General features: G+C 62.0%; 23 protein-coding genes. 10 read left to right on the top strand and 13 right to left on the bottom strand.

From position 1 onward, the window contains the following. Window positions 1–2: 2 nt before the first annotated feature. Together ACI3KW_RS16745 and ACI3KW_RS16740 are read right to left on the bottom strand one after the other, a co-directional pair. Entirely contained in the window at window positions 3–1,046 is a 1,044-nt protein-coding gene (locus ACI3KW_RS16745) for a FecCD family ABC transporter permease (protein WP_404849029.1), read from the bottom strand. Next, entirely contained in the window at window positions 1,043–2,041 is a 999-nt protein-coding gene (locus ACI3KW_RS16740; protein WP_404849028.1) for an ABC transporter substrate-binding protein, read from the bottom strand. The genes ACI3KW_RS16745 and ACI3KW_RS16740 overlap by 4 nt, the downstream gene beginning before the upstream one ends. 238 nt (window positions 2,042–2,279) lie before the next feature. Between ACI3KW_RS16740 and ACI3KW_RS16735 the strand changes: the two genes are divergently transcribed. Continuing rightward, on the top strand, window positions 2,280–4,388 hold the full coding sequence (locus tag ACI3KW_RS16735; RefSeq protein ID WP_404849027.1) for a TonB-dependent siderophore receptor: 2,109 nt from the start codon (window positions 2,280–2,282) through the stop codon (window positions 4,386–4,388). Between the two features lie 45 nt (window positions 4,389–4,433). Here the strand turns inward: ACI3KW_RS16735 and ACI3KW_RS16730 are convergent, their stop codons facing one another. Beyond that, window positions 4,434–5,324: a helix-turn-helix domain-containing protein gene (locus ACI3KW_RS16730; RefSeq protein ID WP_404849026.1), complete on the bottom strand. Its 891-nt coding sequence runs from the start codon at window positions 5,322–5,324 to the stop codon at window positions 4,434–4,436. 176 nt (window positions 5,325–5,500) lie between these two features. Then, complete coding sequence (locus ACI3KW_RS16725; RefSeq protein WP_404849025.1) at window positions 5,501–6,715, bottom strand: serine hydrolase domain-containing protein; 1,215 nt, start codon at window positions 6,713–6,715, stop codon at window positions 5,501–5,503. On the opposite strand from ACI3KW_RS16725, the gene ACI3KW_RS16720 reads away from it, so the two are divergent. Beyond that, entirely contained in the window at window positions 6,680–7,630 is a 951-nt protein-coding gene (locus ACI3KW_RS16720; protein ID WP_404849024.1) for a LysR substrate-binding domain-containing protein, read from the top strand. The genes ACI3KW_RS16725 and ACI3KW_RS16720 overlap by 36 nt on opposite strands. Here the strand turns inward: ACI3KW_RS16720 and ACI3KW_RS16715 are convergent. Then, complete coding sequence (locus ACI3KW_RS16715) at window positions 7,627–8,349, bottom strand: GntR family transcriptional regulator (RefSeq protein WP_404849023.1); 723 nt, start codon at window positions 8,347–8,349, stop codon at window positions 7,627–7,629. The two genes, ACI3KW_RS16720 and ACI3KW_RS16715, sit on opposite strands and share 4 nt — an antisense overlap. 245 nt (window positions 8,350–8,594) lie before the next feature. On the opposite strand from ACI3KW_RS16715, the gene ACI3KW_RS16710 reads away from it, so the two are divergent. Genes ACI3KW_RS16710 through ACI3KW_RS16685 form a run of 6 tightly spaced genes read left to right on the top strand, consistent with a single transcriptional unit; the run spans window position 8,595 to window position 14,282 of the window. Then, window positions 8,595–9,683: an ABC transporter ATP-binding protein gene (locus ACI3KW_RS16710; protein WP_404849022.1), complete on the top strand. Its 1,089-nt coding sequence runs from the start codon at window positions 8,595–8,597 to the stop codon at window positions 9,681–9,683. A 31-nt stretch (window positions 9,684–9,714) separates the two neighbouring features. Then, on the top strand, window positions 9,715–11,004 hold the full coding sequence (locus tag ACI3KW_RS16705; RefSeq protein WP_404849021.1) for a PotD/PotF family extracellular solute-binding protein: 1,290 nt from the start codon (window positions 9,715–9,717) through the stop codon (window positions 11,002–11,004). Between the two features lie 60 nt (window positions 11,005–11,064). After that, window positions 11,065–11,922 (top strand): ABC transporter permease, encoded by an 858-nt coding sequence (locus ACI3KW_RS16700; RefSeq protein ID WP_404849020.1) that lies wholly within the window; start codon window positions 11,065–11,067, stop codon window positions 11,920–11,922. A 1-nt stretch (window position 11,923) separates the two neighbouring features. Then, window positions 11,924–12,742: an ABC transporter permease gene (locus ACI3KW_RS16695; protein WP_404849019.1), complete on the top strand. Its 819-nt coding sequence runs from the start codon at window positions 11,924–11,926 to the stop codon at window positions 12,740–12,742. Then, window positions 12,739–13,473 (top strand): aspartate/glutamate racemase family protein, encoded by a 735-nt coding sequence (locus ACI3KW_RS16690; RefSeq protein WP_404849018.1) that lies wholly within the window; start codon window positions 12,739–12,741, stop codon window positions 13,471–13,473. Before ACI3KW_RS16695 ends, ACI3KW_RS16690 begins: the two co-directional genes overlap by 4 nt. Next, entirely contained in the window at window positions 13,470–14,282 is an 813-nt protein-coding gene (locus tag ACI3KW_RS16685) for a GNAT family N-acetyltransferase (RefSeq protein WP_404849017.1), read from the top strand. The genes ACI3KW_RS16690 and ACI3KW_RS16685 overlap by 4 nt, the downstream gene beginning before the upstream one ends. Window positions 14,283–14,333: 51 nt before the next feature. Here ACI3KW_RS16685 and ACI3KW_RS16680 read toward each other — a convergent pair whose 3' ends face one another. Then, a complete protein-coding gene (locus ACI3KW_RS16680; protein WP_404849016.1) occupies window positions 14,334–14,942 on the bottom strand; it encodes a BRCT domain-containing protein in 609 nt (202 codons plus the stop codon). Between the two features lie 161 nt (window positions 14,943–15,103). Then, on the bottom strand, window positions 15,104–16,000 hold the full coding sequence (locus ACI3KW_RS16675; protein WP_404849015.1) for a LysR family transcriptional regulator: 897 nt from the start codon (window positions 15,998–16,000) through the stop codon (window positions 15,104–15,106). A gap of 239 nt (window positions 16,001–16,239) precedes the next feature. Between ACI3KW_RS16675 and ACI3KW_RS16670 the strand changes: the two genes are divergently transcribed. Further along, a complete protein-coding gene (locus tag ACI3KW_RS16670) occupies window positions 16,240–16,986 on the top strand; it encodes an SDR family oxidoreductase (protein ID WP_404849014.1) in 747 nt (248 codons plus the stop codon). A gap of 16 nt (window positions 16,987–17,002) precedes the next feature. Next, on the top strand, window positions 17,003–17,473 hold the full coding sequence (locus tag ACI3KW_RS16665) for a cyclophilin-like fold protein (protein WP_404849013.1): 471 nt from the start codon (window positions 17,003–17,005) through the stop codon (window positions 17,471–17,473). Window positions 17,474–17,477: 4 nt separating this feature from the next. Here the strand turns inward: ACI3KW_RS16665 and ACI3KW_RS16660 are convergent, their stop codons facing one another. The 6 genes from ACI3KW_RS16660 to ACI3KW_RS16635 all read right to left on the bottom strand — a co-directional run bounded on the left by ACI3KW_RS16660 (window position 17,478) and on the right by ACI3KW_RS16635 (window position 24,231). Further along, complete coding sequence (locus tag ACI3KW_RS16660; protein ID WP_404849012.1) at window positions 17,478–18,248, bottom strand: SDR family NAD(P)-dependent oxidoreductase; 771 nt, start codon at window positions 18,246–18,248, stop codon at window positions 17,478–17,480. Further along, window positions 18,245–19,951, bottom strand: a complete 1,707-nt coding sequence (locus ACI3KW_RS16655) for an SMP-30/gluconolactonase/LRE family protein (RefSeq protein WP_404849011.1) — start codon at window positions 19,949–19,951, stop codon at window positions 18,245–18,247. Before ACI3KW_RS16655 ends, ACI3KW_RS16660 begins: the two co-directional genes overlap by 4 nt. 11 nt (window positions 19,952–19,962) lie before the next feature. Next, complete coding sequence (locus ACI3KW_RS16650) at window positions 19,963–21,105, bottom strand: ABC transporter ATP-binding protein (protein ID WP_404849010.1); 1,143 nt, start codon at window positions 21,103–21,105, stop codon at window positions 19,963–19,965. Between the two features lie 4 nt (window positions 21,106–21,109). After that, window positions 21,110–21,940, bottom strand: a complete 831-nt coding sequence (locus tag ACI3KW_RS16645) for a carbohydrate ABC transporter permease (protein ID WP_404849009.1) — start codon at window positions 21,938–21,940, stop codon at window positions 21,110–21,112. A gap of 11 nt (window positions 21,941–21,951) precedes the next feature. After that, window positions 21,952–22,908, bottom strand: coding sequence for a carbohydrate ABC transporter permease (locus tag ACI3KW_RS16640; protein WP_404849008.1), 957 nt, complete (start codon window positions 22,906–22,908; stop codon window positions 21,952–21,954). A 66-nt stretch (window positions 22,909–22,974) separates the two neighbouring features. Beyond that, window positions 22,975–24,231 carry an ABC transporter substrate-binding protein gene (locus ACI3KW_RS16635; RefSeq protein WP_404849007.1) on the bottom strand — a complete coding sequence of 419 codons (1,257 nt, stop codon included), beginning with the start codon at window positions 24,229–24,231 and terminating at the stop codon, window positions 22,975–22,977. Window positions 24,232–24,245 lie beyond the last annotated feature (14 nt).

Below are 24,245 nucleotides of genomic sequence, written 5' to 3'. Positions count from 1 at the left end.
TGTCACAGTTCGCGGATCCGCTGCTGCATCACCACCCAGACGAAGAATGGCGCACCGATAAAGGCCGTGACGATGCCGACATCAAGCTCGGCGGGCCGGGCGATGATGCGCCCGGCAATGTCGGCAGCCAGCAGCAGGGAGGCGCCGCCCAGGGTGGAAAACGGCAATAGCCAGCGATAATCCGGCCCGACCAGCAGGCGGCAGAGATGCGGCACGACCAGGCCCAGAAAGCCGATGGGTCCGCACACCGCCGTCGTAGCCCCGCAGAGCAGAATCGCGCCAAGCGCCGCCACTGCGCGGGCCAGGGCTACCCGCTCGCCCAGCCCGGCCGCCAGGTCGTCGCCCAGGGCCAGCGAGTTCAGGCGGCGGGCCGAAAGCAGGCCGATGGCGAGGCCCACCGCCAGGAACGGCATGACTGGCAGAATGCGCTCGAAGGTGGCCCCGCCTACCCCGCCGATCTGCCAGGACCGGATGCCTCCAGCGATGTCGTTGCGCGGCAGCACCACGGCCGTCACCAGCGACGAAAAGGCAATCGAGGTAGCGACGCCGGCCAGCGCCAGCTTGAGCGGCGTCGCGCCACCGCGTCCCATTGAGCCGATAGTGTAGACAAAGGCCGTCGTCAGCCCGGCGCCGGCAATCGCAGTCCAGATATAGGCATCGGCCGAGCTGATATTGAACCAGGCCACGCCGATGACGACCGCAAGCGAAGCGCCGGTATTGACCCCCAATATGCCGGGATCGGCGAGCGGATTGCGCGTTACGCCCTGCATGACGGCACCGGCAAGCCCGAGCGCCGACCCAGCCAGCACGGCCAGCAGTGTTCGTGGAATGCGCAGCGCGACCGCCGCTTGGCCGATCGTGTCCTGCCCGCCAGCCAGGGCCGCGGCAATGTCGGCCCAGGCGACGTCACGCGAACCGATGGTGACCGACAGAGCGCCAAGGCCGCCGAGGAGCACCACCAGCGCCACGAGCCATAGGCTGCGCAAGCCATTGGACCGCCCGGCGATGGATCGCCGGACAGTAGGATGCAGGCTGGGTGCCGTCATTGGGATTTCTTGGCCGCCTCGGCGAGCAGGGTCAGATAGTCATCGAGCACCCAGGAGATCGACAGCGGTGTCGGATTGGCTGCCGTGCCCACAGGATTGCCGCCCAGAATGACCAATGCGCCATTCGCCACGGCCGGCATTCTGGCCAGCAGCGGGTTGGCCTTGAGTGCGTCCAGCAACTGCTGGTCACCATAGGTCACGATGATGTCGACATCGTCGAAAGTGTCGATCCGTTCCGCGCTTACCGACCCCGAATACTTGCCCGGCGCGGTAGCCTCGACAACGCTTTGCGGCGAGGCCATGCCCAGATCGGCGAAGAATTTTACCCGCGTATCATTGGTGGTGTAGAAGTTGATGGCGCTGAGATCCGACGCATTGAGATGGGTGGCGAACAGCGCCGCCCTGTCCTTGAGTTCGGGATGGCCGGCGACCGCAGCCGCAATCTCGGCCTCGATGCTTGCGATCAGCGCTTCGCCTTCAGCGGACAGGCCCAGCCCCGCACTATTGAGGCGGATCATGCCGCGCCAATCGGTGGACCACGGCGCATCGGGAAAGGCAATGACCGGCGCGATCTGGCTCAGCGTGTCGTAGTCGGCCTGGCTGAGCCCGGAATAAGCGGCCAGGATCACGTCCGGCTGGGTGGCAGCGACGGCCTCGAAGTCAATGCCATCACCCTCGTCGAACAGCACGGGTGTGCCGGCGCCGAGTTCGGCCAGCTTTTCGGCGACCCAGGGCAGAAGTCCATCACCATCGTCGTCGCCGAAATTGGCGCGGGCAAAGCCGACCGGCACGATGCCCAGTGCCAGTGGAACTTCGTGGTTGGCCCAAGCCACCGTCGCCACCCGTTCGGGCTTTTCGGCAATGACCGTCGTGCCCAAGGCATGCTCGATGGTGATCGGAAAAGCCGGACCGTCCTGTGCCGAGGCGGACGCAAGGGTGAGGATCGATAGGCATGCCGCAACCAATGGTGCGGAAAAGCCAAACAGCCGCAGCATGAGGCAAGGTCTCCTGATATCAAAGTGGACTTTCAATTTCAGGTTTAGATCGGCGCCGTCAACCGCAATGCTTACCGCCCGATGAACAAACGCAAATCTCCCATGGTTTCGTACAAAACCGCCGGATTTTACAATACCAGACAAATACAGTCAGGTTACTAGCACAGGCCGGCCCACCGCGCCGAACAGGATGGCGACACGGTCGCTGCTGTAGCCACACCAAATTCTGGAATTGAAGATGACCATCAGGGATGCCAGCCGAGCCCGCTATCGAAACGCGATGCTTTTGGGATGCACGGCGCTTGTGAGCATGGCGCCCACCATTGCGTTCGCCCAGGAGGCCGATGATCCGGCCACGGTGACGGTGCTGCCGACCCTCGTGGTCAATGTGAGTGGCGTGGGTACCGACGATGATCGCAATTCGATCGTGGCGACGACCACGACCAGCGGCGGCAAGATCGCGGCGCCGCTGTTGGACACGCCCGCCTCGGTTTCGGTGATTACCGCCAAGGAAGTCCAGCAGCGTGACGCGCAGACGACCGAAGAAGTGTTGCAATATACCGCCGGCGTCAGCACCGATTTCTATGGCTCGGACGACCGCTTCGACTTCTTCAAAATCCGCGGGTTCGATGCCTATACCTATCGCGATGGGCTGGTGATCGGCGCGCCCTTCGGCGGTGTCCGCGAGGAACCCTATGCCTTCGAGCGCATCGAAGTGCTCAAGGGCGCCAATTCAACGACGTTCGGCGTTTCCGACCCCGGCGGCGCGGTCAATTACGTCACCAAGACCCCCAAGAACGAAAAATTCGGGGAGGCCTACATCTCCGGTGGGGCATTTGGCACTGCCGAAATCGGTGCCGACTTCGGCGACAACATCACCGTGGACGAGACGCTGTCCTATCGCCTTACCGGCAAGGTGCGGGTGGGTGATGGCGAATATGATTATTCGCGCGACGAGACGCAATTCATCATGGGCGGCCTAACCTGGCGCCCCACCGATGCAACTACTCTCACCGTCGTCTACGACCATTTGAGCAAGGAAGGCGTGCCCGGCAGCGGCGGCCATCCGGTGGCCAGTGATTTTGACCGCGACGTCTTCTTCGGCGAGCCGAACTACAATTTCCGCGGCGTGGATCGGGATACGCTCAGCGTGATGCTCAGCCACGATGTCGGCTATGGCCTGAGCTTCAGCTCTAATGCGCGCTACAGCAATACCGCCAGCGATTTCGGCTATGCCTACATTTCGGCCACGCCGACCAATGGCTCGACCCTGGCCAGCCGCGCCTTCTTCGGCAACGAATCCACCCGCGAAAACTTCGTCATCGACGGGCGCGTTCAATACGAGGCCAGTTGGGGCATGGTGGACAGCACCACCCTGGTCGGCCTCGAGCACAATTCCAGCTATGCCACCAACAAGACCTATTGGGGCCCGGCGCCCAGCATCGATTGGCTGAGCCCGGTCTATACCGGCGCACCGGGATCGGTGCCGCTGATCGGCAGCACGACGAACGATCAAAGGACCAATGCCGCCTATGTGCAGCAGGACCTGACCTTTGACCGGCTGACGGCGACCATCGGGTTGCGCAATGACTGGATGGATGTCGACCAGACCAACAACCTGACCGGCGCGTTGACCGCGGCCGAATTCAGCGAATTCACCAAGCGCGGTGCACTGACCTATAAGCTCACCGACGAGCTTGCGGCTTATGTGAGCTATGCCGAGTCCGCTGTTCCCGCATCGCTGTCGGTCGAGCCCGAGCGCGGCGAGCAGTGGGAAGCCGGTATCAAATACCAGCCCGATGCGTTCCCTGCCCTGTTCAGTGCCGCGGTCTACGACCTGACCAAGAGCAATATGACACGCACCAATCCTGCGACCCTGATACAGGAGACCATTGGCGAGGTGCGGGTGCGCGGCATTGATCTGGAAGCCAAGGCGGAGGTGATGGAAAACCTCAGCCTGACCGTTGCCTATTCCTACATGTTGTCCGACATTGTCGAGAATGGTACCGGCGGCAATGAGGGCAACGAATTGTCCTTCGTGCCCAACCACATCGCTTCGCTGTGGGTGGATTATACCCTGCCCAGCAATGGCGTGATCGGCGACATGACCTTCGGGCTCGGCGCACGCTATTCCGGCTCGTATTTCTTCAACGACGCCAATACGCAATCGGCCGGCAGCAGCATCGTGTTCGACGCCGCCTTCAACTACAAGGTGCAGGACAACACCACGCTGCAGCTCAATGTCAGCAATATCTTTGACGAAAAGCACGTGGCCTATGGCGGATTCGGCGCCGATTTCTACAATCCCGGCCGCACCGTGACCGCGACCTTGCGCCAGACCTGGTAGGTTCTTGTCCCACCCGCGACCCGCGTGGGTGGGACAATCTTCGGCTTAGCGCGTCTGAATGCGACGCCAGGCTGCCGGGGTTTCCCCCGCAACTTGGCGGAACACCTTGGTCAGGTGCGCCTGATCGGAAAAGTCGAGCTGCGCTGCGATATTGGCCACGCTCAGATCGCTTTCCACCAGCAGTTTCTTGGCAAGCTCGACGCGCTTTTCCAACTGCCATTGCAACGGGGTCTTGCCCGTCGTCTGCTTGAAGACCGTGCTGAACCAGCTCTCGGACAGGCCGACGGTACCGGCCATCTCCGCCACGCTCAGCCGGCCATTGCCGCGTGTATTGAGACGCACCATCAACTTGTTCATCTGGCCCTGGGTCAGGCGCCCCTCATTCTGCTCGCTGCGCTCGGCCGGAATGTCGAGCAGGCCGGCAACGATGCTGTTGGCAAGGCTTTCGGCATAGATGGCATGCCGTGAGGGCGCCGCAATTTCATCGACGAGCAATTTAGCCAGCGTTTCGATCGCCTCGATATCCTCGATTTCTACTGGACTGCGCAGCGCCGCCAGCGCCGCAGACCTGCCCAGCGAAGGCGCGAGGAACCGCAGCAAACGATCCTTATGCATATGCAGATTGAGATGCGTCACCCGATGGGTGGCCTCGATATTGGTCCACATGGGAACGCCGGCGGGAATAAAAATCGCCCGTGTCATCGGCCGGTATTGCTGGGAAAAATCGCCACTCTGATTGGAAATCCGGACACTGTCGGACACATCATTGAAGAAAATCATGATGCGCGGATCGTCTGCCAAATAGTATCCGCGCGCGCCTGACTGGCAGTCGGCCTCCCAGAATGCGCCCATCAACCCATCAAGACAGCGCCACTTGACCGGCGCGACCACATTGATCCCCTCGGTGTGCCAGGTCATGGAAGGCCAGAAGTGCAAGGTTGGATTGATCCTATTGAATTTAGAGGGCCCGCGAAGCCGCTGCAGCCAGCGGACGTCCAGCTATAATAGGAGTTTTTCTATCATCTTTTCTGGTCATTGCAAAGAATACGCTACGTCCATTCCTTCGCGCCCGTGAGGCGGGGCGGCCAAATGCTGGCCGTCCCGTGCCCAGGTTAAGAGAGCGGCAGGGCGAATGCGGCAGCGATGCCCTGGGCGAACTTGCCAGACATGCCCTCATAGGCCGTGTTCGTCATTGCAATGAATGTGCGCTTTTTGGCGAAGTCGATGCCCCATGTGTGGCCGTAGGTACCGCCCCAAGTCGCCGACCCTGTGCTCCATTGGCTGCCGGCAGCCGCAGGGTCGACCAGGGTGGCGCCCAGCCAGGAAAAGCCCCAACCCGGCCCCATTGCCTCCGCGCCGGTCCGGACTGTCCGCGCTGCCTCGCGCAAGTCCTCACTCAGGAAAGTGCCGGCACGGTAAGCCTCAAGCAGGGTGAGCACGTCGCGTGCGCGACCAGCCATGCCAGCGCCACCCGAGGGCCAAGCCGCCGCGTCCCGAATGCGCTCCGGATCAAAGCGCACGCCCGGACCTTCGATATAACGCTGGGGCAGTTCCATGCCGACACCCATCCGCACCGGTCCCGATGCACCGTCATGATAGGGAACAGCAATGTTCGCATCGGGCCAATGAAACGCCGCACCCAATCGCAGTGGTTCAGTGACGAGTGCAGCGATCGCGCCGTCAAGCTTCATGCCGGTGATGGCCTCGACCACACCGCCCAGCACATCGGTCGCAACGGAATAGCGCCAGCTCTCGCCTGGGCGCTGGTCCAGCGACACGCTCGCAATGCGGGCGAGATTTGCTGCAAACGGGTCCCGGTTTTCATCCAGTCCATCCGAAACACCGGCGCGGGCATAGGGCCCATCCGCGGCTTGCTGGAAGCGGTAGTCGAGACCTGCCGTGTGTGCCATCAAGTGTTCGACCCGGATATCCGCGAGCGAGCCATCGGCCAGGCGTGGGGCGAAGTCTGGCAGATATTGCATCACCCGATCATCAGGCGACAGGCGCCCGGCTTCCACCAGTTTCAGGGCGGCCATGGTAGTAAAGGGCTTGGTGACGGATGCGAACCGGAACGGCGTATCGATCTGCATCGACCGGCCTGCCTCGCGGTCGGCATAGCCCGCCGCCCGTTCGTGGACGATCTTGCCGTCTTCGACGACAAGCACCACGCCACCGGCGATGCGCGCTTGGGCAAGTGCATCGTCAATCGCGACATCAATCACGTTTGACAGGGTCGAAGTTTCTAATTGTTGGCTCATTGGTAGGCTCCAGGGCAAAATGATATGCCCTAAATGGCCCGCCTTGATCGTGAAGTTGAGCTGAGCCATACTTCAAGGGCCTTGAAGCACGGTTTAACGATGCCCCCTGATCTTCTTTCGTTGCTGCCGGCATTCCGCATGGTCGCGACCGCAGGCGGTTTCACCGCCGCGTCCGGCCGGCTTGGCATAACGCCGTCGGCGGTGTCGCAAAAAATCCGGCAGCTCGAATCCCTGGTCGGCGCCCGGCTGTTCGAGCGCACCAGCCGCAGTATCCGGCTGACCGAGGCCGGCCGCCTGCTGCTGCAGGATACCGACCGGGCTTTTGGTGATATCGCCGAAGCGCTTGATCGGGTGCGGACTGCCGGCCGCCGGCCCGCCGGGAATTTGCGGATCAACCTGTCGCGGCTAGCAGCGCAGTTCTGCATCTTGCCGCGGTTGGCAGATTTCGTGCGGCGCTATCCCGACGTCAACGTGGAACTCGCGACGGATGACCGACTGAGCGATATCGTTGCCGGTGGGTTCGACGCGGGCATCCGGTTTTCGGACACTCTGGAACTTGACATGATCGCGCGCCCTATCGGTCCAGTTCTGCACCGCCGGGTGCTGGCTTCGCGTGCCTATCTGGAGGCCGCAGGCATTCCCCAGCACCCCAATGATCTGGCGAGCCATCAGGTGATCCGCTACCGATTTCCGGGCAGCCAGCGGCTGGAGCCACTGACCTTCAATGTGGGCGATCAGGTCGTGCGCCTCGATCCGCCGCCGCGGCTGGTGTTCGACGACAATAATCACTTCGACTTCGCCGTTCGCGCGGGTCTGGGTGTTGCCCAGCTCTATCGAACGACGGAAATCCCCGCCAACGAGTCCGACGAACTGGTCGAGGTGCTGCCCCAATTTGAGCCGCGTCCGGCTCAATTCCAGCTCTACTATCCCACGCGCAATCAGCCGCCAAAGCTGCGGGCCTTCATCGACTGGTTTTGCAGTTAGATTCCCGCACCGGTGACCAAGGCGTCGCGTAGCGGCAGGTTGCTGGTGTTGCGCAAGTCGAGATCGGCTTCGATATGGTCGATATGGGTGAGCAGCAGCTTGCAGGCGCGTTCCCCATTGCCCTGTTCCAGCGCCGCCAGGATATTGCCGTGGTCACTGTGGCCGCAACTGGAGGCGCCGGAATTGCCGTAAAGCGCGATGACCAGGGAGGAGCGGGCGACCAGTTCCTCCATGAAACGCAAGAGGATGGCATTGCCCGCGACCTTGGCGAGCAGCAGGTGGAAATCGCCCGAGGCATGAATTTCGGCGCGGCGAGCGGTGGGACCACGTTGGTTGAGCAACTCGCTTTCGTGCTGCAGGCGCTCGCGGAACGCGGCGATTTCGCTGGCCGTTATGCGTTGCGCGGCGGCGAGCGCCAATCCCGGCTCGATCAAGCGGCGCGAGGCAAAGACCTGGCGGGCCTCTTCCGGGGTTGGATTGGCGACGAAGGCACCCCGATTGCGTTCGGTCTTGACCAGTCCCTCGAAGGCGAGCGCCTGGAGGGCAGCGCGAACCACAGTGCGGCTAACCTCGAACAGCGTGCCGACTTCGGCTTCGTTGAGTTTCGTGCCAGGCGCCAACCGACGGTCGACGATCGCGTCGCGCAGATGATCGCGGATCATCATGGCGCGGTCCTCGACAGGGGGCGGCGCGGCAAAGGTCTGGTCTGTAAGCGTCATAGCTCACTCATAAGCAGAATCGAACGGCGGTGAAAGCGGCAATTGCACACAGATATCCGGTGGATTGCATACAATTTTGGCGCACACTGCAGACACATGCTCATAAATGAAGCAAATAATAGAACTGCCTATCTATCGCACAATGGCGATAAAGCGAGATAAATCAGTGCTGGCAGCAGGTTAATAGGTCACTCACCAACTGGCACGGCGGATGCATGTAAAGCCCCGATAGATTGGGGATGCTCATGTCCAAGGCTGCCGAAATCGACATCGCTTCCGTTTCCAAGATTTATGGAAAGACGACGGCGGTCGATGCCATCAGCCTCAAGATTCCGGCTGGGAGCTATTGCTGTCTGTTGGGGCCGTCAGGCTGCGGCAAGACTTCGACGCTGCGCATGATTGCCGGGCACGAAAGCGTCTCGGTAGGCGACATTGTGCTCGGCAAGAATGTGGTGACGCATCTGCCGCCCGCCAAGCGTGGAACGGCAATGATGTTCCAGTCCTATGCGCTGTTCCCGCATCTCGATCTGGTCGACAATGTCGCCTTCAGCCTCAAGATGGCCGGCGTCGACAAGGACACCCGCCGGGCCCGGGCGCTCGACCTGCTCAAGCTGATGCAGATGGACGCCTATGCCAGCCGCAAGCCGGCGCAGCTATCGGGCGGCCAGCAACAGCGCGTGGCGCTGGCGCGGGCGCTGATTACCGACCCCGAGGCACTGCTGCTGGACGAGCCGCTCTCGGCGCTCGATCCGTTCCTCAAGATCCGCATGCGGGCCGAACTCAAGAAGCTGCAAAAGCAGCTCGGCATCACGTTCGTACATGTGACCCATAGTCAGGAAGAGGCGATGGCGCTGGCCGACATCATCGTGGTGATGAGCGACGGCCGCATCGAGCAGGCGGCAAGCCCCCGCGAAGTGTTCGAGCGTCCGGCGACGGCATTCGTGGCCCGCTTCATGGGCGACCACAATGTCATATCCGGCAAGGTGGTGAATTCCGCTGACGGCCTTGTCACCTTCGAGATCGTTGGCGGCGGTACCTTCTCGGCCGCGGGCGAGCCGCGATCGCTCGGTGCCGATGTCGATGCCGCAGTACGCACCGACCACGTCCGGATCGGGGAAAGTCCCGTCAAGGGCCTCGGCTTCACCGGCATCGTCTCCAATCTCGAATATCGCGGCGGCACGATCAAGCTGACCATCGAAGGCGCCGGCATCGCCGAATTCACCGCCATCATCACCGACAAAGCCTTCTACGCGGCGCCCGTCGCGGTGGGTGATGCGGTGCCCCTCCATTGGGATAGCGAGGACGCTATCGTCCTCGGCACACCCGATCCATGACCACAAACCAGCAAACAGGGACGTTCAGGCTATGACAGAGACTGCCAAAAAGACCGGCATTTCCCGCCGCAACTTGCTCAAGACCGGCGCCGCCGCCGTGGCCGGTACGGCCCTCGGCACCGGAGCCATCACCGGCTTCCCCACCATCTGGGCACAGAACCCGATCACCCTGCGCCAGTTCGGCACGGGTGTGAGCAACCTCAATGCCATTGCCGAAAAGTGCAAGGAAGACCTCGGCATCACGCTCGAGATGACGGCGACGGACTCTGACGCAGCGGCGCAGCGCGCCGTCACCCAGCCGGACAGTTACGACATCGCCGATATCGAATACTGGATTCTCAAGAAGGTTTTCCCGGCGGGCGTAATCCAGCCGATGGACACCAGCAAGCTGACTTATTACGACAAGATCGTGCCGCTGTTCAAAACCGGCAAACTGCTGCCCGACAGCGTCATTGCCCAAGGCACTGCGCCGCACACCGTGGGTTATGTCGACGCGCCCGACAGCAAGACCTTCGCCAAGGGCGAAACCGGCTGGTTCACCATGGTGCCGACCATCTACAATGCTGACACCCTGGGCATCCGCCCCGATCTCGTCGGGCGCGATATCACCACCTGGGCCGATATCATGGACCCGGCTTTCAAGGGCAAAGCCGCCATCATCAACGTGCCCTCGATCGGCATCATGGATGCGGCGATGATCATGGAAGCCATGGGCAATATTACTTATGGCGACAAAGGCAACATGACCACGGCCGAAATCGATGCGACCATCGATTTCCTGATCAAGGCAAAGCAGGACGGCCAGTTCCGCGCCTTCTGGAAGAGCTTCGATGAGAGCGTGAACCTGATGAGTTCGGGCGAAGTGGTGATCCAGTCCATGTGGTCGCCGGCCGTTGCCGCCGTGCGCTCCAAAGGCATCGCCTGCACCTATCAGCCGCTCAAGGAAGGCTATCGCTCCTGGGGCGGCGGTCTGGGTCTGGCGGCCCACCTGCAGGGTGCCCAGCTCGATGCGGCCTATGAATATATCAACTGGTACACCTCCGGCTGGGTCGGCGGCTATCTCAATCGCCAAGGCTATTATTCGGCCGCTATGGAGACGGCCAAGGAGCACATGTCGACCGACGAATGGGGCTACTGGATTGAAGGCAAGGCCGCCACGGGCGACATCCTGGCTCCCGACGGGACCGTGATGGAAAAGGCCGGTGCCATCCGTGACGGCGGCTCCTTCGAAGAGCGCATGGGCAAGGTCGCCTGCTGGAACTCGGTGATGGACGAAGACCGCTACATGGTCCGCCGCTGGAACGAATTCATCGCGGCTTGATGCCTTCGAGGGGGCCGCTGAGGCCCCCTCATCCGGCGCTACGATGTTGGGGACGATCCAATGAACAACCTAATCGCCCGCGCTACGCCTTATCTGCAGGCAACGCCGCTGCTCCTAATTCTTGGCTTCTTCCTCGCCATTCCAATTCTGCTGCTGCTGATCGTCAGCTTCTGGGACTACGATTTCGCCGGCATGATCCCGGATTTCGTGACCTTCAACTATACCGAGACACTGGGTTCGTGGGTCACCTGGAAGACCTATGGGAATACGCTGAAATTCGCCGCCATGGTCTGGGCCATCACCGCCTTTGTCGGCTTCTGGGTCGCCTATTTTCTGGCCTTCCACGTGCGGACAGCGACCATGCAGATGGTGCTGTTTCTCGTTTGCACCGTGCCCTTCCTCACCTCCAACATCATCCGCATGATCTCCTGGATTCCCGTGCTTGGCCGCAATGGGTTGATCAATTCTGGACTGGTGGGAGCCGGCGTCATCGATCAGCCGATCGAATGGCTGCTCTATTCCGATTTCGCCGTGATCCTGGCCATGGTCCACCTCTATACGCTGTTCATGGTGACGCCGATTTTCAACACCATGATGCGCATCGACAAATCGCTGATCGAGGCGGCGCGCGACGGTGGCGCCAAGGATTGGCAGATCATTTGGAATGTCATCCTGCCGCTGGCCAAACCCGGGATCGCCATCGGCACCATTTTTGTGGTGACGCTGGTAATGGCCGATTTTTCGACCGTGCAGGTCATGTCAGGCGGTCAATCCGCGTCGGTGGCGCTGATGATGCGCAACCAGATGTCGTTGCTGCAATATCCGGCTGCCGCCGCCAATGCCATCGTGCTGCTCGCGCTGGTGCTGCTGATGGTCGCGGGCATCCTGCGCATCGTCGATATCCGCAAGGAGCTTTGACATGGGCCAGGAAAAACGCACCCCCGGGTTCTACGTGCTGGCCGCCTTTTTCGTGTTGTTCGTGCTGTTCCTTTATGGCCCGCTTTCGGCGGTGTTCATCCTCAGCTTCCAGGGGCCGCAGGGCGGGCTGACCTTCCCGCTCAATGGGGTCTCGATCCGCTGGTTTCAGAACCTGTTCGAAACCCAGGCGGTGGGCAATTTCGGCGCCAGCTTTGGCCGCTCGCTCGCGCTGGGCCTGATGGTGATGGTTGCAACCGTGCTGGTGTCGCTGCTCGCCGGCCTCGCCTTCCGCCGCAAATTCATCGGCGCATCGCCGCTATTTTATCTGACGGTCGCCAGCCTGGTCGTGCCCTCGATCATCGTCTCGCTGGGCATCGGCGTGCTGTTCCAGCAGATCGGCATTCAGCCCAATTGGTTCAGCTCCGGCTTCGGCGCCCATCTCACCTGGACACTACCGTTTGGCGTGCTCATCATGTTCGCCGTCTTCAACCGCTTCTCGCCGTCCTACGAGGAGGCGGCGCGCGATCTGGGTGCCAGTTCGTGGCAGACTTTCTATCATGTCGTGCTGCCGATGATTGCGCCCAGCCTGATCGGCGTGGGGCTGTTCGGCTTCTCGCTCAGTTATGACGAATTCGCCCGCACGCTGATGACCTCGGGCAGTTCCAACACCCTGCCGCTCGAAATCTATGGCATGACCACCAATGTCACGACGCCTGTGCTCTATGCCCTGGGCACGGTGACGACATTGTTCTCGTTCCTCGTGATCCTGGTGACGCTCGGGGCTATCCTGTGGGTCAACCGCCGCCGAGCCCAGGCATGACCCGCATCGCAGTAATCAACCCCAACACCACCGCCAGCATGACCGCGACCATCGCCTATGCTGCGCGGCTGGTCGCCGCGCCGGCCACCGAGATCATCCCGGTGACCTCGAGCATGGGACCGGTGTCGATCGAAGGCTATTATGACGAGGCTTTTGCCCTGCCCGGCCTGTTGGGTGAGATCGGCAAGGCCGAGCGCGAAGGCGCCGCCGCGGCGGTGATCGCGTGTTTCGACGATACCGGGCTTGATGCCGCCCGCGCGATGGCGCGCATGCCGGTGATCGGCATCTGCGAGGCGGCCTTGATGACGGCCGCTTTGATCGCCAAGCGCTTCACTGTGGTGACGACGATGGAGCGCTCGCGTGTGCCGATCGAGGAGCTGGCACATCGCTATGGCATGGCTGGCCGAGCGCGGATCAGGGCGGCCAATATCGCCGTGCTGTCGTTGGAGGACCCGAATTCGGGTGCCCGCGATCGGCTGCGCAGTGAAATCGTTCGCGCCATTGCCGAGGACAATGCCGAAGCCATCGTGCTGGGCTGCGCCGGCATGGCAGACCTCGCAAAAACCCTGAGCCTGGAATTCGGCCTGCCGGTTATCGATGGCGTCGGCGCGGCGGTGAAACAAGCCGAAGCCTTGGTGGCGCTTGGATTGACGACCAGCAAACGCGGCGCCTATGCCGCCCCCCTGGTCAAGCGCTATGAGGGCGCGCTAGCCGAGTTTGCGCCCGTATGACCCGGACCGTTCGAACGCTTACCTTGGCAGAAATCCAGCTTCTGCTGGATTGGGCGGCCGCCGAAGGCTGGAATCCCGGGCTCGACGATGCGCAGCCATTTCATGCCGCCGATCCAGCTGGTTTCTTCGGTGCGTTCGTTGGCGAACAAATGGTCGCCGGCATCTCGGCCATCGCCTATGCCGCCCATTTCGGCTTCATCGGCCTCTATATCTGTCACCCCGACTGGCGCGGACAAGGCCACGGCAAGGCCGTGTGGGATGCTGCCATGGCCTATCTCGGCTCCCGCACCATCGGGCTCGATGGCGTGGCTGAACAGCAAGCCAATTATGCAAGAATGGATTTCGTGCCCGTTTATGAAACCATCCGCATGAGCGGCACACTGCCCGACGGCCCCGCCGACGGCCAAGGCCTGTCGCCAGCACGTCTCGACGACGTCCGCGAATTGGATGCCCTGTGCTTCCCTGCCCCGCGCGACGCCTTTTTGCGGCATTGGCTCACGCCGCCGCGCCATAGCCTTGTTCACCGAACCGGTGGCATGATCGATGGCTATGCCGTGTGTCGTCCGTGCCGCGAAGGCACCAAGATCGGGCCCCTTTTCGCTCTCACAGTGAATGCTGCCACCAACATCCTGGCCACCCAATCCGGCTCCGTCCACATCGACGTCCCGGCCTTCCAGACTGAATGGCTCGCAACCTTGGCCGGCCTTGGCTTCAGGAGGGGCTTTACGACGCATCGCATGTACAGGGGCAAACCGCCTGCTACGCACATGCCTGCTGTGTTCGGCATTTCCAGCCTGGAACTCGGCTGATCGGGGTGCCAGCCTCACGTGCGCGATGTTTGTGGAACTCGCTAGAGGTGGTCAGAGATGCATCGACCAATGGTGTTCAGGGATAATGGCGATGGGATGCCCCTTGTCCTGCATCCCCTTTGCTTTGATTATCTTCAATCCATAGGGCGAATGTAGCCAGGACTCCGTGACGTAGTGTCCAACTACAAGTACGTCGGTGTTCTTCGTAAGAGAACCAGCCACAGCTCCGCGTTCAGCCACAATGGTCTCGCAAGCGTTTCTCGTCCCGAAGGCGAAGGTGCCCGTGAAGCAATATCGGCGCCCGCCAAATTCCAGTCTTGGCAGAGGGTTGGTAAACGGCACAGCGGTGGAAAGCATCGGTTCGCCCATCTCCATTGGATGCGAAGCAAAGTCCTTGAGTATCCCTAGCAACTCAGATCTTTCCTCGTCTGTGAAGACGCCGTCGCCCAGCATCCCCTGTATTTGGCGGTAGAGCGCAGATACCAACGGGTCTTGGGTAATCTCACGGTTTGCCACCAACCAGCGCACAAGATAATCAAGCTCAGAATTTGCCAATTCGCCATCGGCCGCAATCCCCTTCGCCAAACCGATCAATTCGTCAACTTGACGAGCCTTCAGACGGGGAGCATTGACCCGGTTGAAATAACTGTCATTTGTCATAGGTAATCCCCAACGCGATCCTGCTAAATCATCAGAGGCCGGGATGATGCGCAATACTTGCCTGCGACACACCAAGTCGCGCGGACGTTTACTTCTGGGAATTGAAGCCTCCGCCAGCGCCGATCGCGGCTAAGTGCCCAGCGATCCAAATTCCTGTTTTCCTATTTAGTCCGAAACCGGAACGCCTCCACGAAGGCTGAAAATGCTGGCGAGAGGTGGCGGCGGCTTGGATAGTAGAGGTGGTAGCCCTGAAATGTCGGGCAGTATTGATGCAAGACTTCCTGCAACTGGCCGGCTTCAATATAGGATCGCACCAGCTCGCGCGGCACGTAGGCGAGCCCAACGCCATCGAGCGCGGCCTGAACTGCGGGACCCATATTGTTGAGCGTGAACTGACCCTCGACGCGGACGCTGAACTCGCGGGCGCCGTCCCGCAACTCCCAGGCATAGACAGCACCGGAGGTCGGCAGGCGGTAGTTGATACATCTGTGTTCAGTGAGGTCCTGCGGCGTCACCGGCGCCGGATGCCGCTCGAAATATTGCGGTGATCCCACCACGCAATAGGCGACATCGGGACCGATGCGGACCGCAATCATGTCCTTGGCGATGGATTCCCCGAGCCTGACGCCGGCATCGAATTGTTGTTCGACAATGTTGGAATAGGCGTTGTCGACGATCAGTTCGACGCTGATGTCCGGGTAGTCGGCAAAGAATTTGGCAAGGCGCGGCCGGAACACGATGTCCACCGAGTCGTCGGTGCACACGATCCGCAGATGGCCGCTCGGTTGATCGCGCATGGCGCCGAGCGCGCTGATCTGGGCGGCAATACCTTCGAAATGCGGCTCGATACCGGCCCGGAGACGCTCCCCTGCCAGCGTCGGAGCCACATCGCGGGTAGTGCGCGACAGCAGGCGAACGCCAAGTCTGGATTCCAGCGCCTTGACCGTATGGCTCAGCGCCGAGGGCGTAACGCCCAGTTTGCCGGCCGCACGCGTAAAGCTGCGCTGCTTGCTCACCTCGAGGAAAGCACGCATCTCGGCGAATTCGTCACGCTTCATTGCTGAACCTCGCTCACAACAACATGCAGATTATAGCGTCTAGTCGCAATTGGCCAGCCTGACTAGTTAAGGACCTCCAGCGGAGTCGTGTGCCGGTCGTTCCTTTTGGTGAGCTTGCTCGCCCCCATCGCGCGAGACCTAGCCGTGAGCGAGGGCCGGGCCTGGATGGCCCGGCCCCGATGATCTTGAGGTGGGTGGCGCGCGCCGCCTTCGCCCGCAACATCTGAAAGGAAAATCTCATGACTGAAGGCATCAAAAACAAGGTCGTCGTTATCACCGGCGCCAGCAGTGGCCTGGGCGAAGCCACCGCACGCCATCTGGCCGCCAAGGGCGCCTCCGTCGTGCTTGGCGCCCGCCGCGCCGACCGCATCCAGGCCTTGGCCGAGGAATTGACGGCGGCCGGGCATAAGGCGAAGGCCGTGGCCACGGACGTCACTGATCGCGATCAGGTCAAGAACCTGGTGCAGGCAGCGGTCGACACATTCGGCCGCATCGACGTGATGCTCAACAATGCCGGCCTGATGCCTTTGGCGCCGCTCGAGCGCCTCAAGGTCGACGAGTGGGATCGCATGATCGACGTCAACCTCAAGGGCGTCCTCTACGGTATCGCCGCCGCCCTGCCGCACATGCAGGCACAGAAGTCCGGGCACATCATCAATGTTTCCTCGGTCTATGGCCATGTCGTGGATCCCGGCGCCACGGTCTATTGTGCGACCAAGCACGCCGTGCGGGCGCTGTCCGAAGGGCTTCGCAAGGAAGTAAAGCCCTACAATATCCGCACGACGATCATCTCGCCCGGCGCCGTCAGCACCGAACTGCTCGAGCATATCAGCGAAAAGGATATCCAGCAGGGCACCAGGGATTTCGTCAGCAAGATCGCCGTTGGCCCGGACACCTTCGCCCGCGCCGTCGCCTTTGCCATAAACGAGCCCGATGACGTCGACATCAACGAAATCCTGTTCCGCCCGACGGCACAGCCGGTCTGATCAGAAGGGCTAAATCATGGCCGATGCGCCCACGCAGTTCACTCGACGCACACTGTTGCAAGCAGCCTTTGCCACAGCAATCCTCCCGGGCACTGTGCGGGCGCAGGCTGATACCGATCCAACAAGCCAGGAGCCGAATGGCATGAAAATCTCTTTGATCTTCAATGGCATGACCATGACGGCCAGCCTCTACGACAATCCGTCCGCGCGCGATTTTGCGTCCATGCTGCCACTCGATCTGACGATCGAGGATTTCGGCGGTAATGAAAAGATCGTGCATCTGCCGCGCAAACTCACTGAGGACGGCGCGGGGCCTTTTAGCAACGAGCAGCCGGGCGACCTCTGCTACTTCCGGCCATGGGGCAATCTGGCGCTGTTTTACGGAGGCTATCGCTGGGACGGGTTGATCCGCCTCGGCCGCTTTGATGACGGCTTCGATCCGCTATTGGTGCGAGGCGAATTCCCCGTCCGCATCGAGCGCATCTGACGCCTCAGCGCTGCATGTGCCCGCCATCGGCAATGATGGTCTGACCGGACATGATCCTGGCGTCGTCGGAGGCAAGCCAAAGGGCGAGGCGGGCTATGTCATCGGGGGTAACCAATTGCTGGACTGCCTGGCGGCCCAGAGTTTCGCTGACATAGGCGGGGTCGTTTGCCAAAGCCTGGCTCCGTTCGGTGAGCGTACGCCCGGGCGCGATGCACATGACGCGAATTCCATGTGGGCCGAGGTCGCGGGAGAGGCATTGGGTGAAGCCGCCGATGGCCGCCTTCGCCGTGCCATAGGCGATGAGCCCGGCGGCGCCCTGCATCCAGGAGGTCGAACCCAGATTGATGATGGCGCCGCCGCCCGATTGCTTCATGTCCGGGGTGACGGCCTGGGCCGCAAAGGCCAGATGCCGCAGGTTTACGGCCATGCGATCATCCCAATAGTCGGGCGTCATCGTTTCGAAATCGTGACGCTCGTCGTGGCCGGCATTGTTGATCAGAATTTGGATCGGCCCCAGCTGCTGGCGCAGCGCTGATATAGCCGCGGTAAGGGCAGGAATATCAGCGACATCGGCACTGGCTGCCGCCGCGGTTCCGCCCGCGGCGATGATCGCGTCGCGCACCGCGCCGGCGCCCTCGCTGTTGCGGTCGATGATGCCGACATGCGCACCGTGCCGGGCAAAGGCCAGAGCCATGGCCTTGCCGATGCCCGCCGCCCCGCCCGTGACGATGACCGGCTTGCCGGCAAGACTATGGTAGCTGTTCTCCCGGCTCATCCGGCAAAGGCTCCGCCCTTTTGGCCGCGCACGCCGGGATCGAACGCGAATAGGCCACCTGACAGGGGCGCTTCCACCAACATGCGCTCAGCAAGGCGAATGCGGCCGGAGGTGATATAGAGCCGGTCGAGATTGGGGCCGCCGAAAGTGCAGCTCGAGGGCCGTGGCACCGGCACGCCGACGACACGGTCGAGCCTGCCATCGGGGGCGTAGCGGCGCACCGCCCAGCCGTCCCAGACGGCGACCCAGAGATAGCCTTGGGCATCGACGGTCATACCATCCGGCTTGCCCTCGGAGGGCGGGATCTGCACGACGATGCGGCGGTTGGCGATGGCGCCGGCCGCAAGATCGAAGTCATAGGCGAAGATGCAGCCCAGCGCGGAATCGGCGAAGTACATGATCTTGTCGTCCGGACTCCAACCCATGCCGTTGGAGACAGTGAAGCCGGTATCGACGCGACGCCAGCTGGCATCGGGTTCTATGCAGTACAGGCTGCCCGAAGGCCCCGAGGCGTCGAGCGCCATGCTGCCGGCCCAGAACCGGCCACGGCGATCACATTTGGCGTCGTTGAACCGGTTAGTGGCTATGTCAGCTTCCGGGTCGGCCACCGGGGTCAACTCCCCCGTGGCGATGTCGAGGAACTCAAGTCCGTTCTGGGTCATGACGGCGTGACCACCCTGCAGACGCGGCGCGATGGAGGTGACCATGCGCGACATTTTGGTGGTGGTATTGTTGCCGGTGGCGGGATCGAAAGCGTGAACGCTGGGGGACAGGATATCGAGCCATAGCAATTTGCCCTCCTGCTCGCTCCAGGTTGGTCCTTCCCCCAGATGGGCGGCGACGGGCAGCACACATTCGGCATTGGCGTGAACCAGGGTGCGCGGACGCTCGGGCGCATTGATGCTCATGGCGGTCGCTCCGACATTGCCAGAAATGCGTCGCGCGGCCTCCATCAGGTCGCGGCCGATAATGTGGAGGCGATCGATCGGCAGCCGCTCGCGGGGACCGGAGACGCCGATGGCCGCAATGGGTTCGTGCCGGTGATCGAGCACGGGAGCCGCGACCGAGACGACGCCGGCTACATGTTCCTCGATCGAGAGCGCATAGCCGCGCGCCCGGGTCAGCGCCAGGTCGGTCAGCAGTTCGGCCTCGTTGCCCGGCACCTTGGCCGGATCGTTGGAAGCGCGCAGTTCGGCGATCAGCTCGCGTTGCCGATGCGGCGTCAGGAAGCTGAGCAGCGCCTTGCCGCCCGCCGTGCAATGGAGCGGCGCGCGCCTGCCGACCTCGATGCGGAAGCCGAAGGCATCGGCGGACAGGCGTCGGTCGATATAAAGGATCGAGCCGTTCTCCAGCTCGCAGAGCGACACGGTCTCGCTGGTCATATCGGCCAGCCGGTCGAGCTCGGGCGCTGCGGCGCCCCGCAGATCGAATTCGTCCCAAACTTTATGGGCCAATTCGAACAGGCGTGGCCCTAGGCGATAGGTCTGGTCGGCCTCGTTGAAGCGGATCAGCCGGAACTCCAGCAGGGCTTCGAGAATCCGGTGCAGCGTGCCCTTGGGAAAGCCGGTGAGCTTGATCAATTGGGTGAAGCGCTGCGGTCGATCCACCTCGCCCAGCAGGTCGAGAACGTAGAGGCCCTTGCCGAGCGCCGAGGTGCCCTGGGGCATCTCGTGCTCGCCGATGCGCTTGAGTTCTATTGCCATGCCGGATCCTGCTACTTGATGGCTTCTTCTGTAGCCGGATCGAACAGGTGTATGGAAGTGTTTGGCTTGATCGCCAGCCGCACCTGCCTGCCGATCAGCGACTGGTCCACATCATAAAGCCGGGCGATCAGCGTGCCCGAGGCGCGGCCCTCGTGTTCATGTTCGCCGGCCACGGGGATTGCAACCTGCTGACCCGGCAGGCGGAAATGCACATAGGCCTCGCTACCCAGGCTTTCGACCAGCATGGGCTCGACGTCGAGCGCTGCCTCGCCGGGTGCGGCAAGACCCAGCGCTTCGGGGCGAATGCCGCAGATGACGCTTTTGCCGATATAGGCCGAAGCGGCTTGCGCCACCGCGCCTTCGGGCCGCAATTGCAGGCCACCAGCCTCGACGAAGACGCCCTTGTCGTCGCGCGCCAGGGTGCCGGTGATGAAGTTCATCGAGGGCGAGCCGATGAAGCCGGCGACGAAGATATTGTTGGGCCGATTGAACAACTCGTCGGGTGTGCCGATCTGCTGCACCACGCCGCGCCGCATGATGACGATGCGGTCGGCCATGGTCATGGCCTCGGTCTGGTCGTGCGTCACATAGATGGTGGTGACGCCGATGCGGCGCTGCAGGGCAGTGATCTCGGCGCGCATCTGCACGCGCAGGGCGGCGTCGAGATTGGACAATGGCTCATCCATCAGGAAGACGCGCGGCTCGCGCACGATGGCCCGGCCCAGCGCGACACGCTGGCGCTGGCCGCCTGACAGAGCCTTGGGCCGCCGGTCGAGCAGGTCGGTGATCTCCAGCGCCTGCGCGGCGCGCTCGACACGGGCATCGATCTCGGCCTTGTCGGTATTCCGCATCTTGAGGCCGAAGCCGATATTCTGGCGCACGGTCAGGTGCGGATAGAGCGCATAATTCTGGAACACCATGGCGATGTCGCGCTTGCCGGGAGCAAGCTCGGTGACGTCCTCACCACCGATGATGATGCGGCCGCCACTGGCCGCTTCGAGACCGGCCAGGATTTTGAGCGCTGTGGATTTGCCGCAGCCGGAAGGTCCGACAAAGACCACGAACTCGCCGTCATCGATCTGGAGGGACATGTCCTTGAGGGCGCTGAAGGCACCGAAGGACTTGCTGAGATTTTGAATCTGGATGTCGGCCATGGGTCTATTTCCCCGAGCCAGCGGTCAGGCCGCCGACGAGATAGCGTTGCAGGAACAGGTAGGCGAGCATGATGGGCAGGGCTGCCAGGAGCGAGGCTGCCATGATGACGTTCCAATCGGTCTGGTATTCGCCCTTGAAGGTGGCAATGCCGATATTGGCCGTCCAATTATGGGTGGCGCTGGCGAGGAAGGTGCGGGCATAGAGATAATCGGCCCAGGACAGCACGAAGCCATAAAGGGCAGTTGCAGCCAGGCCCGGCGCCGAGACCGGCAGGATGACCCGGAACAGCGCGCCCCATGGCGTGCAGCCATCGACCTGTGCTGCCTGCTCGAGCTCTTGTGGGATGGAGTCGAAATAGCCCTTCAGCATCCAGGTGGCAAAGGGCACGATGGCGGTGGCATGGGCAATGATCAGCGACCAGAGCGAGCCCATCAGCCCCAGGCTGCGGAAAATGCCGAAGAGGGGAATGATCAGCATGGTCGCCGGCAGCATCTTGCTCATCAGGATGAACAGGCCGACCGCTTCGCCCCCCTTCATGGTGTAGCGCGACAGGCTATAGGCGGCGAGCACCGAAACAAGCAGCGAAATCGCGGTGGAGACGACGGCCACCAGGGCCGAGTTGAACAGCCACCGGGGCATGTCGGTGTTGAAGATCAAATTGGTATAGGTGCTCCACTGCGGATTGGCCGGCCAGAACTGCGGTGGAAAGCTGCGCAGCGCGCTGGCGGGCGCCAGCGAGGTGATGATCATCCAATAGATGGGGAACAGCAGGAATCCGCAGACCACAATGACCGTGGCGTAGAGCAGGATGGACTGGAGCAGAGTGCGTTTCATCGCGGCGCCTCCTAATAGATCGCGTGGCTGGTCTTTTTGACCAGGAACGCGCTGATGACCGCGCAGATGAGGAGCGTGACCACGCCGATGGACGAGGCATAGCCCATGCGGAAGAAGGAGAAAGCCTCCTCATAGGTCATGATGGCCAGTGTCTCGGTGGCCCCGACAGGTCCGCCGCCGGTCAGCACGTAAATGATCGAGAAATCGCGAAATACCCAGAGCACGGTTAGCACCAGCGTGACACCCAGCACGGGGGCCAGACACGGCACGGTGATCCAGAAAAAACGCTGGAATACATTGGCGCCATCGACCTTGGCCGCCTGGTAGAATTCCTCGGGGATGGACTGCAACCCGGCCAGGATCATGATCGAGATGAACGGATAGCCCTTCCACACCATGACCATGGTAACGGCGGAGAAAGCGCTGCCGGGGGAAGAGAACCAGCTGACTTGTCCGCCGATCAGGCCGACCTTGAGCAGCAGCCAATTGAGTACGCCGAAAGAAGCATCGAGAATCCACACCCAGGTGACCACCGCCACCACTTCCGGTACGGCCCATGGCAAGGCAATCAGCATGCGGGCAAAACTGCGGCCACGGAATTGCTGATTGACCAGCAGGGCCGTGCCCATGCCGACGCAAAGAGAGATGCTGGTGACGACCAGTAGGAGCATGCAGGTGGTGCGGATGGCGTTCCAGAACTCGGGCGACGAGAACAGCCGCTGGTAGTTCTTGAGCGTATAGTCGTCGGCGCCGAACGACAGCGTGGCGAATTTGACATCGTGGAAGCTGAGATCGATGGCCAGCAGCATTGGATAGACCAGAATGGCCAGGATCAGCAAAGCGGCCGGCGCCAATAGGAGATAGCCGAGCTTATTGGCGTGGCGGGGGCTGGCCAGGTCGATGCCGAACAATCCATGCGAGCGCCGCACGATTGGGGTCGTTGGCCGTGATTGGCTGAACTCGCTCATGATCTCACCATTTTCCTAGCGATATCGATGCCGGCCCAGTGGGTGTCCACCGCGCCGGCGAAGTGATTATTGCACGGCAAGAAAGCGCTCCTGCAAGGTGGCGGCCGTGTCGGCCGCGGAACGATCCTCGATCAGCATGCGCTGGATTTCCTCGCGCACGATGGCCGCGATTTCGTTGTAATGGGTCTCAAGGCCTACCGGGACGCGATCGACGCCGGCGGCCGCGGCCTGGTTCATGGCGTCGACGACAAGGCTATATTCGGGCGATGAATCCAGCGCCGTCTGGGTAACTGAGCCCGGACGCGGTGCCGGCGCGCCAACAATTTCGGAGAACAGCTCCTGCATCTCCTGGGAGGCCGCGATGGCGATGAAATCCCAGACCAGCTGCTTTTTCTCGTCGGAGAGTTCGTCCGGCATGGTCAGCACTGCTGAGGCGCCGCCAACCGGTGGATCGAACGGCGAGGGCACCAGCTTGAGCGATGGCTTGATCTCGTCGGAAGCGGTCGTCTCGATCACCCCAGCCAGTCCAGGATTTTCGATCCGCATCGCCACCTTGCCTTCGACGAAGAGTTGCCTGGCATCGCCGCCGGTCGTATCGGCGGGCACTAGACCTTCCTTGATCAGCGTCGTCCAATGCTCGATGGCCGCGATCATTTCGGGCGTGTCCATCGCCGGAACACCTTCGGGTGTCGTCCAGCTGGCGCCGGCATCGAGCACGAAATTGAGCATGTCGTTGAGGTAATTATTGCCCGCCGCTAAATGCAGGCCTGTGCCATAGACGTCGGTAATGCCGTCGCCGTCGGTGTCCTGCGTCAGCTTGCGGGCGGCGTCGATAAACTCGTCCCAATTGGTCGGCACGGGCACCCCGGCGGCATCGAAAAGCGCCTGGTTCACGCCCATAATGTAGCCGAAATACTGCATGTTGATGCAGCGCGTGGTGCCGTCCCAGGTGCAGAGCCCCTGCCCGGCCCAGCCGGTGAGATCGAGGCCCGCCTTGTCGATCCAGGGACCCAGATCTTCCAGCCAGCCGTTTTCGGCAAAGGGCTGATATTCGAACGAGGCCAGATGGACGATGTCGGGCGCTGCGCCCGCCGCAAATTGGGTCATCATCGTATCGGCGAATTCCTGCCGGGCGATCTGGGTCGCCTCGATCGTGTCGCCGGGATGGGTTTCCTCGAACTTGGCGATCACCGCTTCCCACCAGGGGCCGTAGGTGTCTTCGGTCAATTGCCAGGTCACAAAGGTCAGCGTTTCGGCCGTTGCAGGCGCGACCGAGCTCATCAGCGCCCCGAGCAGCAAGCCGGGCAAGGCATATCTCCGCATCGTTTCCTCCTCGA

The organism is Devosia sp. ZW T5_3 (assembly GCF_044987315.1).
Lineage (GTDB): Bacteria > Pseudomonadota > Alphaproteobacteria > Rhizobiales > Devosiaceae > Devosia.
Note: the sequence above shows the minus strand (reverse complement) of the source record. Positions and strands in the feature narration are given on the sequence as shown.